The sequence below is a fragment of the Coleofasciculus sp. B1-GNL1-01 genome (assembly GCF_040220235.1).
GTDB lineage: Bacteria > Cyanobacteriota > Cyanobacteriia > Cyanobacteriales > Coleofasciculaceae > Coleofasciculus.
On the sequence record NZ_JAVJTO010000074.1, the window covers coordinates 14,038 to 27,507 of the forward strand.

The 13,470-nt window shown below is 44.9% G+C and carries 11 protein-coding genes and 1 pseudogene; 9 read left to right on the forward strand and 3 right to left on the reverse strand.

Annotated elements, in window-relative coordinates; all coding sequences use genetic code 11:
• Positions 1-37: 37 nt before the first annotated feature.
• Complete coding sequence (locus RID53_RS18340) at positions 38-187, reverse strand: hypothetical protein (RefSeq protein WP_446389467.1); 150 nt, start codon at positions 185-187, stop codon at positions 38-40.
• A gap of 5 nt (positions 188-192) precedes the next feature.
• Between RID53_RS18340 and RID53_RS18345 the strand changes: the two genes are divergently transcribed.
• Complete coding sequence (locus tag RID53_RS18345) at positions 193-579, forward strand: hypothetical protein (protein WP_446389468.1); 387 nt, start codon at positions 193-195, stop codon at positions 577-579.
• 173 nt (positions 580-752) lie between these two features.
• On the opposite strand, the gene RID53_RS18350 is transcribed toward RID53_RS18345, so the two are convergent.
• A complete protein-coding gene (locus RID53_RS18350; protein ID WP_446389469.1) occupies positions 753-1,463 on the reverse strand; it encodes a DUF1997 domain-containing protein in 711 nt (236 codons plus the stop codon).
• Between the two features lie 240 nt (positions 1,464-1,703).
• Here RID53_RS18350 and RID53_RS18355 point away from each other — a divergent pair, with 240 nt between their 5' ends.
• The 3 genes from RID53_RS18355 (at position 1,704) to RID53_RS18365 (ending at position 3,794) form a co-directional block, all read left to right on the forward strand.
• Complete coding sequence (locus RID53_RS18355; RefSeq protein ID WP_446389470.1) at positions 1,704-2,363, forward strand: SDR family oxidoreductase; 660 nt, start codon at positions 1,704-1,706, stop codon at positions 2,361-2,363.
• 274 nt (positions 2,364-2,637) lie between these two features.
• Positions 2,638-3,273: a glycoside hydrolase family 24 protein gene (locus tag RID53_RS18360; protein WP_446389471.1), complete on the forward strand. Its 636-nt coding sequence runs from the start codon at positions 2,638-2,640 to the stop codon at positions 3,271-3,273.
• 230 nt (positions 3,274-3,503) lie between these two features.
• Complete coding sequence (locus RID53_RS18365; RefSeq protein WP_446389472.1) at positions 3,504-3,794, forward strand: acylphosphatase; 291 nt, start codon at positions 3,504-3,506, stop codon at positions 3,792-3,794.
• A gap of 46 nt (positions 3,795-3,840) precedes the next feature.
• Here RID53_RS18365 and RID53_RS18370 read toward each other — a convergent pair whose 3' ends face one another.
• Positions 3,841-5,253, reverse strand: a complete 1,413-nt coding sequence (locus RID53_RS18370) for an AAA-like domain-containing protein (protein WP_446389473.1) — start codon at positions 5,251-5,253, stop codon at positions 3,841-3,843.
• A 619-nt stretch (positions 5,254-5,872) separates the two neighbouring features.
• Between RID53_RS18370 and RID53_RS18375 the strand changes: the two genes are divergently transcribed.
• The 5 genes and pseudogenes from RID53_RS18375 to RID53_RS18395 form a co-directional block, all read left to right on the forward strand.
• Positions 5,873-6,541, forward strand: a complete 669-nt coding sequence (locus RID53_RS18375) for a DUF1194 domain-containing protein (protein ID WP_446389474.1) — start codon at positions 5,873-5,875, stop codon at positions 6,539-6,541.
• A 252-nt stretch (positions 6,542-6,793) separates the two neighbouring features.
• Positions 6,794-8,323: a DNA phosphorothioation-associated putative methyltransferase gene (locus RID53_RS18380; protein ID WP_446389475.1), complete on the forward strand. Its 1,530-nt coding sequence runs from the start codon at positions 6,794-6,796 to the stop codon at positions 8,321-8,323.
• A gap of 1,646 nt (positions 8,324-9,969) precedes the next feature.
• On the forward strand, positions 9,970-11,661 hold the full coding sequence (locus tag RID53_RS18385; RefSeq protein WP_446389476.1) for an HD domain-containing phosphohydrolase: 1,692 nt from the start codon (positions 9,970-9,972) through the stop codon (positions 11,659-11,661).
• Between the two features lie 664 nt (positions 11,662-12,325).
• Positions 12,326-12,550: a DUF2811 domain-containing protein gene (locus RID53_RS18390; protein WP_446389477.1), complete on the forward strand. Its 225-nt coding sequence runs from the start codon at positions 12,326-12,328 to the stop codon at positions 12,548-12,550.
• Positions 12,551-12,789: 239 nt separating this feature from the next.
• Positions 12,790-13,332: pseudogene (locus tag RID53_RS18395) on the forward strand (RRXRR domain-containing protein); the annotation flags it as partial.
• Between the last annotated feature and the right edge of the window lie 138 nt (positions 13,333-13,470).

The window sequence follows — 13,470 nt, forward strand, 5'->3', positions numbered from 1 at the left end:
AACAACCTTACACTTCTTAACATACTCCCTTTTTATTTTAGGTTGGGTCGTTAGCATAAGGCGCGATCGCACCGTTGATAGTCGGTGATGGATTCACAGCCGTGCTGTCCCTGGCGATTAAAAGGATTAATATAATGTAATATCGAGAGTTACGCTCTTGAACAACAGACCTATTGTTTTTGGACACAGATTATGTTGGGAACCTTTCAACAAAGTCACCTCCGCATTGAACTCGAAGCTCCCCATACTGTTATCCGAGACAGTCTGCTGCATTCAGAAAAACTGCGCCAATGGTTACCGACTCAACGCCTTTCCCCTGGATTACCAGAACAACTCTATCCCGGAGTCACCTTTACCAGTTGGATTGGTCCGCTTGCTATCCAACATCAGGTAGAGGTAGCTGAGTCTTACGGGTTACGACTGCTGTTGAGCCAGGGAATCGATGGCTATCACGAATGGTGTTGGGGTGAAGGATGGGTACAGTCTCGTTTAGAGGGGGTGTCTCTGTTCCCGTTAAATATGGGTCAAACCCTGAGTTTGCTAAGGCTACGGGAATTTATCGCCACCCAGCGGGGATGAGGAAGCTGGGGAAGATGGGGGAAATGGGGGAGATGAGGGAGATGGGGAAGATGGGGAACAGAAAGAAGAATTATTTCAATGAACCATGCACAATCAACAAATAACGAATGACAAATGACAAATGACGAATGACAAATGACATTCCCACCACTAGCTTTAGTTTTTTGACCTACTCAACGCCGCTTTAATTTCTTGGGGATCGCGATATTCATCCGATTGTGAAAGTCTTCCTGTACCTTGTGACTTAGGCGGCGAGACACTTGGCGGACGATTTGTTGCAACAGGCGATCGCCTGTACTTTGAATCAAAGACTGGGGTAACTTGTGGATAAACTTAGGAAACCGTACACCAACGATTAAATCAAGCTCCCACTCGATACGGGTAATGGTGGGGGGAAGTTCTAGTCCCTCAAGCTGTTGCTCAGAAAAATACTCGTGAGTTGGAATCGGCACAAACCCTTGATTCGCCTGAAAGTCAACCTCATAGCCAGGAGGATTGTAACCGGGGACAGGGATCGTCTGAATCTTATAGATCCCATCCTGGCGCGGAAGTAGTTCTAGCCCGATTTTTGGCTCAACTTCGTAGCCGAATGACCCAAAACGCCCAATCGTTAAAGCATAACCATTGGCTCCAATCGGTTCAGCCTTCATCGGCTGGGCGCAGTCACGAAACCATTCTTGGTGAGTATCCAGATAGGCAGTCACTCGTTCCGGTTCGGCATACATCTCTACACCATTTTGGAAGTGACCGTAAAACTGAGTCAACTCAGGCGCTAATTGGCATGATTGGGACTCGTCTCTCTCAGGTTCGGTAAAAGTGGATTGGGTATCTAGATGCACTGGCTCGATTGTGATGGGTTGCTGGTTAAGGAATTGGGACTGCATAATTGCTCCACGGTGTCAGTTCGGGTTGGTGCCTATTACTAGGATGCCCACTGGCAGTTGTTCATTCTCTCTTTCATCTTCACGAATTTACGGTATAAATCTGCACATCTGGTAAAACTTCATTGATAATTTATAGAATTGAAAAGAGAATGTTAAGGAATCGAATCCAAAAATACTGGCTCTTTACAGCATAACTTGTGTATCTTGCCGTCAACTCTCACTGTTGAAGGAAATTTCTAGATGAAAGCATTGGTAGCCGGAGCGACAGGTCAAACAGGACGCCGAATCGTCAATGAACTGGTCAAACGCAATATCCCCGTTCGCGCTTTGGTGCGTAACTTGGAGAAAGGGCAGGAAATTTTACCCCCTGAAGCCGAGTTAGTCGTTGGGGACGTATTAAAGCCTGAGAGTCTCAGCGCTGCTATGGGAGATAGCACCGTTGTTTTTTGTGCCACAGGTGCTACACCCAGCTTCAATCCCCTAGAACCCTACCAAGTGGACTATGAGGGGACGAAGAACCTGATCGATATTGCCAAAGCCAAAAACATTGAGCATTTTGTCATGGTTTCTTCACTTTGCGTCTCTCAACTTTTACATCCCCTAAATCTGTTTTGGTTAATTTTGGTTTGGAAAAAGCAAGCCGAGGAGTATCTCCAGAAAAGTGGCTTAACCCATACCATTGTCCGACCTGGGGGGCTGAAAAACGAAGATACGCCTGATTCTGTGGTAATGTCATCAGCAGATACACTGTTTGATGGGAGTATCCCCCGCACGAAAGTGGCACAGGTTTGCGTCGAGGCGCTCTTTCAAGACGAGGCACGTAATAAGATTGTAGAAGTGATTGCCCGTCCAGAAGCGAGCGATCGCAGTTGGCAAGAACTATTCGCTAATGTTGCCTAATCCAACTGTAGTGGCGTGGCACAGCTAAAGTGGTGGAATAGATTTGACAGTTAAATCTGGCGCACATCTGTGCGCCCCTACAATTGGTAATCTACCAAATTAGGCGTGTCACGCCAGTAGAAACGTTCCATGCAGCGTCTCTACAGTCTATGGGTCAAATTGTATAACGATGGAGTTATCGCTGTTTCCATAAAGGTTAGGACAGATTGAACGGTTCTTGCACCCACGTACTTGTACTAAATTTTCTGCCCTAGAGCCTTCTGCCTTTCACTATATGAAACGTCTAATTAAATGGATTAATATCCTTATTTTAATGATCCTATTCCTCGAACTGCGTGAAGAATTTCAACGAGGGGAATGGAGTTTTAATGATCCCAGAGGTGAAAAGGGGACTCAACCGTTAGTCATGCGAGGTGGTGATCCTTATATTCGGGCGCTGATGCGAACAATTTCCGCAAGTGAGGCAAATGTGTCTCAACCTTATTCGGTACTGTATGGAGGAGAGCATGTTTGGGATTTGAGCGATCATCCTAACCGCTGTGTGCCGATTGTCGCAGGTCCCAATGTGGGTAATTGTACCACCGCCGCCGGACGATATCAGTTTATTAACACGACTTGGTATAACAAAGCCAGACGTTATCATCCTCAGCCTTGGCAACTATTTTGGTGGAGTAACTATAGCTTTGAGCCACAATATCAGGATGCGGTCGTTTATGCTTGGCTGAGTGATAATCAAGCGTGGGGAATGGATATTTCCCAACAATTGCGCCAAGGTAAAGTGGATCAAGTATTGCGGCGATTGTCAGGAACCTGGACAAGTCTGGGTTATGGTATTGAAACCAATTCAATGTCTCGATATTTACCGGGGATTTATCAGCGAATTCTTCAGGAAGAATTACAACAAAGTTGAACAAAAGCAAAGGAGAAATGTTAAATTTATAAACTATAAGTCAATTGTAGGGGCGGGTTTAGTCACAATTGTAGGGGCGGGTTTAGGAACTACAGTCAGCTATTGCTGAAATAACTGAACAACAAAACCCGCCCTAGCTCACCGATAACTGCTATATCATTTTTTTCTGTCATCTGCCTTCTACCTTCTGCCCTATTTTTCTGTAAGTATTCAATCGAAGTTCAAATAAAATGCCAAATCAATCACAGGAACAAATCCGCGCCCACGTTTTCATTTCTGGACAAGTTCAAGGCGTTGGCTATCGTCTTTCAACCGTCAGTGAAGCTCGTCGATGCAGTGTAAATGGTTGGGTGCGAAATTTGTCCGATGGTCGAGTGGAAGCGGTGTTTGAAGGGGATAAATCAGGAGTTGAGGACATGATTAATTGGTGTCATCAGGGTCCTTCTGCTGCTGTGGTGAAAGATGTAGCGGTGGAATATGAGGAACCGGAAGGGTTGAGCGGATTTGAGACAAGGCGGTGAGGAACAGGAATCATAGTAGAGACGTAGCATGCTACGTCTCTACAAATCAGTTATATTGCCCAGCATTACCTTTAACTGAGCTAAAATATTGACGATATAAATCACAACTTGGTATCACTTGATTTTCTCGCAGATACACTAATCCCATACTGTGTAACTGCAATGCCAGTCCCCAATCTATTTCCACAGATGTTGGTGAACTGACAACGTAAGTAAAGGCTTGATAAAGGTCTGGATACTGGTGTAAATTTGTTAATTGCTGACGTAAATGTTGAGCGTAGATTTTTCCTTTTTTTGCACATTTTAGTAACAACTGCTCTAGAGTGACATCCTGCTGCCAGATGTGATACAGGGCTTTCCGGATTAGATAGGGATGACCTCCGACTAAAGACATAAGTTGCTCTACCTGATTAGCTGACCAGTTAAGTCGGTGACGTCTTGCTAAATCTTGTACCTGCTTCCTGCCAAATGTTGATAACTCAATCAAGAGTCCAATATTAAACGCTGAGTGATTGATATTCGATAGCATATCCACGTCCATGTAATGTACGATAACAAAGCGCAGTTTTTTCCAGATAGAACTGTAACGATTTCCATACTTAGCTTTTTCATGCCAGGTTCGCAACAAGCCCAAAAAATTTAAGGTAATGTCTGGATATTGAAATATGATATCCAAATCATCTAAACTCAGCACAACAGGAGTGTCAATTTCTGCTAAGAGATAGTTCTCAAAATAATCAGTACTACTAGAATTACTGCCCAAAATCTCATCCCAACAGTCAGCTACGTGATTCGGCAACCCTAAGCTTTTACCAACACTGGCGCAGAACCACTGTAAAAATCGATCAAGACTAGAAAATATCTGGCTATTGGCAAGCTGCAAGTTTAACGTTACTGTGCGATATCCTTGCCATCTGGCTTGCTCCAGAATTCTTGCCATCAGAGACGTTTTGCCCCATTGTCGGGGAGCATGAATGCGAATTAATGCTCCCGGTTGCAAAATAGTATCATAGCAGCGTGCTTCAATGGGGGGACGCTCTACATAAAAGGGAGAATCTAGAGGAACTTGTCCTCCGGGTAATTCTACTGTGGGAGTGGCGATGGCGTTCAGAGTGGATATGGTATTGGCAAAAGACAACGATTTTGGCGGAAATGATAACGGCTTCGCTACATCCATTAACTCATCAGCTAGCTGCCATTCTCTGGCTTTGCGTTCTAGGACAACACGAAAATTCTTTTTATTAACTTTGGCGGCAAGTACTGAGGATAGAATGTCCCATAACTGGGCACCAACCGCTTTGGCATGAGAGTAAGAAACGCAGTGTGTCTGGGCAATTTGCTCGTAGGTGTAATTATTCCAAACGCCCCGCAGGACGGCAATTTGTAGGTTATTTAAGTGCTGATGGGTTTGGGCAAAGAGGAAAGATTGCAGGAGTTCAAGTGCTTCTTCAATACTCATTAGCTGAATTCCCTTAGTTGGATTGTCACTACCTAGTGCGCCGATCGAGTAAGAGTAGTCGATGATCACAACAAGTCACAAAAAAGAATTATTTCGTATAAAAGGCTACATTTTTGCGGACTTACACGAGATGATTCGATTACTGAACCAATGTTCTAGCTTACCATTTCACCTTATTTCTGAGAAAATGTAGCTTATGCAGTTTGATTACTCTGTAGCTCTAATAACTTGAATCGGTGAGAATATTCATAAGCTTTATTTATAGTATTAATAAGCAAAAGTTATATTAATTCCTACTTCTTCACAAGAACTTCATAATCGCTCCTACCATTTCATATAAACTTCATAAAACCCTTCATTTAAGGTTCATACTATTTCATGCCGACAAGGAATAGGATAACCGTGTACTTTAATCAATAACCAATAAAAATTATTGGTTGGCAGAACACTTAGCACTTTAGGCTTTACATAGTCGTCCAATTATGAAACTATTTGCCGCTACTCGTTCAACTTTTGTTGCTGCATCTTTGGGTCTATCCCTCTTAGGGCTTTCAAATAACATAACGCGAACGCCGCTGATCTGACACCTGTTGATCTGGAATTATCTTTCCTAGTTGACGTGTCGGGGAGCGTCAGTAATAGCGAATTTAATCTGCAACGAGATGCCTATGAAACTGTTTTTAATGATGCAAACCTTTTTGAAGATTTTATTTCTCAAGGAGAGCTGGGTACAATTGCGGTGAATCTAATCTACTGGTCTAGTTCAGGTCAGCAAGAAGAAGCAGTAGGCTGGACTCTCATCGATAGTGTGGAAGCTTCACAAGATTTTGCTAGTGCTGTTGCTGCAGCGCCCCGTAATTTCTCAGGTTTGACTGCTCCTGGTTCTGCCATTGATTTTGCTACGCCCCGCTTTTTCAACAACGACTTTGACGGAACCCGCTTAGTCATGGATGTGTCGGGTGACGGTCAAGAAAATGACGGTTTAGATACAGCAACAGCAAGGAATAATGCAATTGCAGCCGGCATTGATTCTATCAACGGACTAGTAATTGGGAATAATTCTTCTGTTCTCAACTTTTATGAAAATGAAGTCAAAGGTGGTTCCAATAGCTTCGTTTCTCAGGTCGATGACTTTACAGGCTTTGGCGCTGCACTCCAGAATAAGATCGAAATCGAAATCAGCAACGGTAATGGTCAAGATGTTCCCGAACCTGCTTCTGTCATCAGTCTTCTAGCATTGGGTGTCCTTGGTACGGGTTCAGTACTAAAGCGCCAAAAGAAAGAGTGACTTTAGGATAATAGGTAAAAACACCACGTTGATGGGGCGCAAGGCTTGCGCCCCTACCAAACAATTCTAATCCCGATTCAACCAACAATAACTGCTAAACGATAGATTAGACGTTTATATTGACCGCGTATCTCTTGTCTCACGTTGACGACGCTCGACAGACAGGGATTTCTACGACGAGACGGGTGTTTTCGATAGTAGCGTTCACGGAGATTTACCAGTATATTAGTCAAAAAGCTTGCCGACTCAGCTATGGTTGCTCCTATCCCAGACGGTACTGAAATCGAGCGTCACAGGGCTGCAATAGTCCGCACTAACTTATCTAAGCCTGTGCGACTAGCCCTAGAAAGTGCAATTCTGACTAAAGATACTTCATTTTTTGACTACGGCTGTGGTCGTGGTAGTGACATCAACCGTCTGCGTCGGCAAGGCTATACCACGGCGGGTTGGGACCCCTACTACCATGGCGGCAATTCCCTCGTACCCTCTGATATCGTTAACCTAGGCTACGTAATCAACGTCATTGAAAAGCCAGGAGAACGTCGCCAAGCCTTACTAAAAGCCTGGGAACTCACCCAAAAGGTGCTGATCGTCTCTGCCCAAGTTTTAATTGATGACCGTAGTTCTGGGCAAATTGCTTATGGTGATGGTATTGTCACCCGCCGGAATACGTTTCAGAAATACTACGAACAAGAAGAACTCAAAGCCTACATTGACCAAGTATTAGGGGTTGATGCTATTCCCGTTGACTTGGGCATCTATTTTATATTCCGAGATTCCACTCAAGCCGAAAGCTTCCGGGCATCCCGCTTCCGTTCTCGTACCATTACCCCCAGAATCCGGGTTAGCGTGAAGCGGTTCGAGGACTATCAAGATATGCTTGCTCCTCTGATGGCATTTGTCACCGAACGGGGACGCCTTCCCAGTCCCCTGGAACTCACCAATACCGAAGAAATCCTCGAAGAATTCGGCACCCTACGCCGTGCATTTAAGGTTATTTTACAAGTGACTGAGCAAAACGAATGGGATGCGATCGCAGATAAACGTCGCCATGATTTCCTCGTCTATCTCGCCTTGGCTAAATTCAATGGTCGCCCCAAGTTTGGTCAATTAGATCCTTTAGTCCAAAATGATATTAGAGCCTTCTTTGGCAACTATCAACAAGCCTGTGCTGCGGCTGATTTAATCCTCTTGAGTGTGGGCAATCCCGGCTTAATTGCCAATTGCTGCAAGCGATCTCCAGTGGGAAAACTTCTTCCCACCGCCCTCTACGTCCACGTTTCGGCACTCGAAGCCCTCGAAGCGCCACTCCGACTCTACGAAGGATGCGCCAGCCGGACTGTTGGTCGCCTAGAGGAGGCAACCTTAGTCAAGTTTCATATTAATCAACCTAAAATATCCTACCTGTTCTATCCCAATTTCGATACTGAACCCCATCCAGAACTACACACAAGCATGAACATTGACTTGCAGGATTTACAGGTTACCTATCGCCATTACGATGCCTCCAGAAATCCCCCTGTCTTACACCGTAAAGAAACCTTCGTCACTCCAGATTATCCCCTGTACGAAAAATTTGCCAAACTTACTCGTCAGGAAGAAGACTGGGGACTACTGGATAATACCCAAACTATCGGTACGCGCCAAGGCTGGCAACAATGCCTAATCGACCATTGCGCCCAACTCCAAGGGCATCGTGTTATCTGGCGCAAAGATGCTGATCCTTACCGCCTTAAACTACGCCAAGCGGCACACCGTCAACGGACGAAACGCCAGGTTTAACCGCAATGCTGAAATAGAAGGCTGTAGGGTAGAGGGCAGAAATACTGGTTAAGAGGAGCAGGGGGAGCAGGGGAAGCAGGGGGAGCAGGGGGAGCAGGGGAAGCAGGGGGAGCAGGGGGAGAACAATTCCAATTAGAGCTTGCAGTATTGGGGCATAAGGTTTATTAGAGATACGTGTTCATTTCAGCCATCAAGAACATCCTAACCTTTATACGAAAGCGATAAAAAAAACCCCTGGCAGTCGGAGAATACTACCAGGGATTGCCATCTACAACTGAGAGCTTGCATTTTTTCGTTGCCTTTATACGATAACGATTGTGGGAAACCAACAGAATCCGGGAAATTAAGGAATTATCAAACTGGACTTGGGCAAAGATCCCAGAATTTACGGATCTCATTGAGTCGGTGAAACCAGTAGGCTCAAGATTGAGACCGAAAAATACATTGGGAGTTTGATGCCCCTGGCAGTTTAACCACTGATCAGGGGATTTTCTTGTGGGTGATTGTTCATATCATGTCCGCCTAATACCAAGTTGCGTTCAAAGATAGCAGATATAGCGCTACGCGCTAGGCAATGGGCAATAGGCAATGGGCAATAGTGAAGAAAAACACTGACTCATCAAGGGATTGAGCGATTTAAATTTTTCTTCTTTTGTCCTAACCTGTGTGCGTAGTGCTATAGAGTAAATGGGGTGAGGGGGTGAGAGGGAGATAGGGAGAAAAAGAAAGTTCTACATTAGACGGCAACTTGGTATAAACAGTAATTATTTTATTCTGCCTTCTGCCTTCTTGAAGTCCTCTGCCCTCTACCTTGTTTCCACCAAAGTGTAAGTATTCAACCGGATTTAATATCAAAGGTGGTTAACAATGTTGCCTAAATGTCCGGAGTTTTTGCCAGAACCCTTGAATAAGGGTATTAAGCGGCATTTTATTGATGCCGATAACTGAGTATGCAGAGCCATCAACTACCCCGCCCATAGCCTAGTGCAGCGGGCATGAAAATACTTGAGCAGCTTCGTAAATAGGATGAAGCTGGGGGAGCTGAGGGAGATATTAGCTGTTCAGTTATTTCTGCCTTCTTGCACTAGCTATGGAGGTTAGCGCTCTATAGCGTTTTATGGATAAGGATCAGTAGGTGGACATAATTAAAGTTAACGGTTTCTTGTCTTGTCAATTAATTGAGGTTTAATCGTTAAGCTGTCATGCATTTAAATTGGGTATTAGTAGCGAGCAAGATACTCGCACTACAAGGATTTCATGATTATTGATATTAAGGTTTAAATGCCGAACAGCTTATCTAAAAAAACTAAATATTAGGATTTTTTTAAATACAAAAAAATAAAAATTGCTTAAAAATACCTACAAAAAATAATGCGACCCTCTAATGACACTATACAGAAATAAGGTAAATTTTTATTTATTCAGAGAAAAACAAAGCGGCGCTTTATCGAAAAAATACAATATTTGGCTGATTCCTTTGGTAAATTTAGTGGGTATACTAGATCCTTGATACTTTCATTCAATTTAATCTTTGAATAGAGAAGAATCTATCCCTATCAAAGGAGTAATACAATGCTTTGCGGATCAAAGAATTGAAATCACGAAAAGTCCTTAAACTGTGATCCTTTATATCTGTGGAAAAACTTATGAAAGTAGCGCCAATCCATATCTCAAACCTTGAGAATCAAGAGTTTTTACAAGAATCCTCTGAGAGGGTAGAACTGATAGAGCAGTTACTGGCAATTGGTACAGCCCTTTCGAGTAGTAATGATTTGGAGGAATTACTCCGACTAATTTTATCCAAAAGCCGGGAAATTACGTTTAGTGATGCAGGTAGTCTGTATCTGATCGATCACACTCAGGCGGAGCCGAGATTGTTATTTAAGGTGGCACAGAATGACTCGCTACCCAACAAGCCATTCAACGAGTTCGTAATGCCTCTCAACCGTAAAAGTTTGGCGGGGTACGTCGCGCTAACGGGTGAAAGTTTAAAGTTGGCAGATGCGTATAAATTGCCTGCCAATGTGCCTTATGCCCTTGACCGCAGTTTTGACACGAATATGCCCTATCGGACTTGTTCGGTATTAGTTTTGCCGATGCAAAAACCAGACGGAGAAATTATTGGCGTATTACAACTGATTAATCGCAAGCGCCGCCCTGATGTCATGCTCACAGCCAAAAACGCTGTGGACGTGACCCAGCCCTATTCAGAATGGGAAGAGCGGATTGTGCGATCGCTGGCGTCTCAGGCGGCAATTTCCATTGAACGCAATCATCTTCAAGAAAGTATCGAAAATCTGTTTGAGGGCTTTGTCAGAGCCTCTGTGCAAATTATTGAGACACGGGACCCGACAACCTCTGGTCACTCGGAACGGGTGGCAGAACTCACCGTGCGACTGTGTGAAGAGACGTCGGCAATCACCAAGGGTTCTCTGAGTTCCGTGTATTTGAACGATCGCCAAATCCGAGAACTTCGCTATGCGGCATTGTTACATGACTTTGGCAAAGTGGGTGTCCCAGAAGCCATTTTGGGCAAGCGCAAGAAACTCTATCCCTCACAGCTAGAGGTGATTCTCCATCGCTTTGCCCTAGCGCAGCGCACTCTGGAAATGGAATGCGCTCAAAACAAGTTCAAGTATTTACTCGAACATCCTGACCATCGCCATGACAATAACAATTCAACTTCGAGCTGTCCTCACTGCCAAAAACTAGAACAGCTTGATACACAACTGGCTCAAGCCATTGAAACAATCAAGCATTATCGGGAATTTGTGCAACAACTCAATGAGCCAGAAGTACTGCTAACTCGCGATTTTCAGGCATTTACAGAGGAAACATTAACTCAACTAACTGTTTTATCCCAATACACCTATCGAGATGTAGATGGTCAACTCAAACCCCTGATTACCAAGGCAGAGATGGTTCAATTGCTTGTGCCAAAAGGAAACTTAACCCCTGAAGAGCGTCTGGGCATTGAGTCTCATGTTACCCACACGTACCATTTTCTCCAACGCATTCCCTGGACAAAGCATCTCAAAGACGTTCCGATAATTGCCTATGGACATCACGAGAAACTCGATGGCAGTGGTTACCCCAGGGGCTTAAAGCAAGATGAAATTCCCATCCAAACCCAAATGCTCACCGTTGCCGATATCTATGACGCCCTCACCGCCAGCGATCGCCCCTACAAGCGGCGGCTACCCCTGGAAACAGCACTGAAAATCCTTCGCCAAGAAGCCACCAAAAATAAAATTAACGGTGACTTAGTGGAGTTATTTGAGCAACGCCAGGTTTTTCGCGTTTTGGGTCATTCCCTCAACATTGACTCTGTGGCTTGACCCCTGGAAATTCCAGAGAGGTGCGGGGAAGCAGGGGAAGCACGGCGAACAAGACCCGCAAGTAGAGACGTGACAGGTCACGTCTCTACTTCTTTTGAGTGTGAACTGTGGGGACTGGATCGACGCCCTAAAGCTGATCCGAGTAGTATTGATCCGTGTATCGATCCGTCCCCGATCAAACAATTTGCAATTCTTATCTTTTCACCTAGTTTTCCCCACTAGATTCCCCAGTGTTTCCACATGAAATTTCCAAGTTTTCCACAAATTACATAAGGTTTTCCACAGGGATGAACGGCGGGATCGAGCCTATCCCCTCATGTTGGGGATTTTCCCCATCAAGGATATGGAGGCGATACTCAACTGAATTTGTGTAAACTTGTGTAACGAAAATCGGATTCAAAGGCTGATTCTATCGTTAGCATTTTGGCGATTTGAGTGACCTTGTAATATTTCGTATCATTGACAACCCCACCCCATCTCAGTTGAGAATAGTGCGACCTACCCATAAAAAAACTTGAGACAAGCAAAAGCAACAAGAGCAGTGGGTGCTGTGTCTAAGTCTATTTGCCGCTAGGTTTTAGCTACATTAGCCGATTTCCACAGACATGTAGAGAGCGAGCAAGGTGGCTTTTGTCCCAACACGCTATTCGATAGAGAGGTAACTATGAACGCAACCGTCAGCATTTTGGCAGAAATCCCTGAAGACCTACACGAGTCCCTTAAGCGCTACTTAGAAACCCATCCTACTTGGGATCAAGACCGGGTTTTTGCCGCAGCGCTATCGCTGTTTTTGCTCCAAAATGGGAGTGGTAAGACACCTGAAGCCTCCCAGACCTATCGGGCTTGCGCTCGTGTCTACTTAGAATCTCTATTTCAGTCTCCGGCTTGAGTAAAGTAGTGAGTTCAACAACCCTAACCTAGCTATCGCTTGAGGCTAGGGATTGCCAGAGACAGGTCTGGTAACGCAAGAGTTGAATAGACCATGGGTTCCGTTAGTTGGTACGTACTTCCAGGTACTTCCCCATCCTGGACTATCTACAAGTCTGCTTGTCATAGACGCTTTAAGAGAGGACATCTTGCTAACGGTGGTCGAGGGGACTGACAACTTTACACGAAAGGCTTATACCCATGATTCGTGTTCCAGTTTTATCGCCAGATGGTGAGCCACTAATGCCAGCTAAAGCCAGCCGTGTTCGGCGATGGTTAAAGTCAGGTAAAGCCAAAGTCATACACAACGATTTGAGTATTTTTCAAGTCCAGTTACTAGAGGAGCCATCGGGCAGGGAAACCCAAGACATCGTAGCCGGAATTGATCCAGGTAAACTGTTCACCGGGATTGCTGTCCAGTCAAAGAGTGTCACCTTGTTTCTGGCACACCTGAACCTACCCTTTAAAACCGTGACCAAGCGGATGACCCAACGGGCGATGATGCGACGGGGACGGCGAGGGCGACGGATTAACCGGAAGGTTCCTTATGACCAACGCAACCACCGCGAGTGCAGATTCGATAACCGCAAGGGTCACAAGATACCCCCTAGCATCCGGGCTAATAAGCAGTTAGCACTACGGGTGATCCAGGAGTTATCAAAGATTTACCTGTTCACCGATGTAGTGGTGGAGGTGATTAAAGCCAGAGGTGACAAGGGTTTTAGTCCGGCAATGGTCGGTCAGGTGCGATTCGTTGGCTAGAAATCAGCCAGAGTTCTTCTGAGAGCCTAGGTTTGAAGGATTAGCCGCAAGGGAAAATGACGGGATAACACCCAACAGAACCTTGACAACTTAACAGCCATGTTGGTGAGGGTCAGTATC

Excerpts from the sequence above, each read along its gene's own strand:
- RID53_RS18370 (WP_446389473.1), bottom strand. The coding sequence starts at position 5,253 with ATGAGTATTGAAGAAGCACTTGAACTCCTGCAATCTTTCCTCTTTGCC.
- RID53_RS18365 (WP_446389472.1), top strand. The coding sequence starts at position 3,504 with ATGCCAAATCAATCACAGGAACAAATCCGCGCCCACGTTTTCATTTCT.
- RID53_RS18380 (WP_446389475.1), top strand. The coding sequence starts at position 6,794 with ATGGTTGCTCCTATCCCAGACGGTACTGAAATCGAGCGTCACAGGGCT.
- RID53_RS18390 (WP_446389477.1), top strand. The coding sequence starts at position 12,326 with ATGAACGCAACCGTCAGCATTTTGGCAGAAATCCCTGAAGACCTACAC.
- RID53_RS18385 (WP_446389476.1), top strand. The coding sequence starts at position 9,970 with ATGAAAGTAGCGCCAATCCATATCTCAAACCTTGAGAATCAAGAGTTT.
- RID53_RS18355 (WP_446389470.1), top strand. The coding sequence starts at position 1,704 with ATGAAAGCATTGGTAGCCGGAGCGACAGGTCAAACAGGACGCCGAATC.
- RID53_RS18345 (WP_446389468.1), top strand. The coding sequence starts at position 193 with ATGTTGGGAACCTTTCAACAAAGTCACCTCCGCATTGAACTCGAAGCT.
- RID53_RS18350 (WP_446389469.1), bottom strand. The coding sequence starts at position 1,463 with ATGCAGTCCCAATTCCTTAACCAGCAACCCATCACAATCGAGCCAGTG.
- RID53_RS18360 (WP_446389471.1), top strand. The coding sequence starts at position 2,638 with ATGAAACGTCTAATTAAATGGATTAATATCCTTATTTTAATGATCCTA.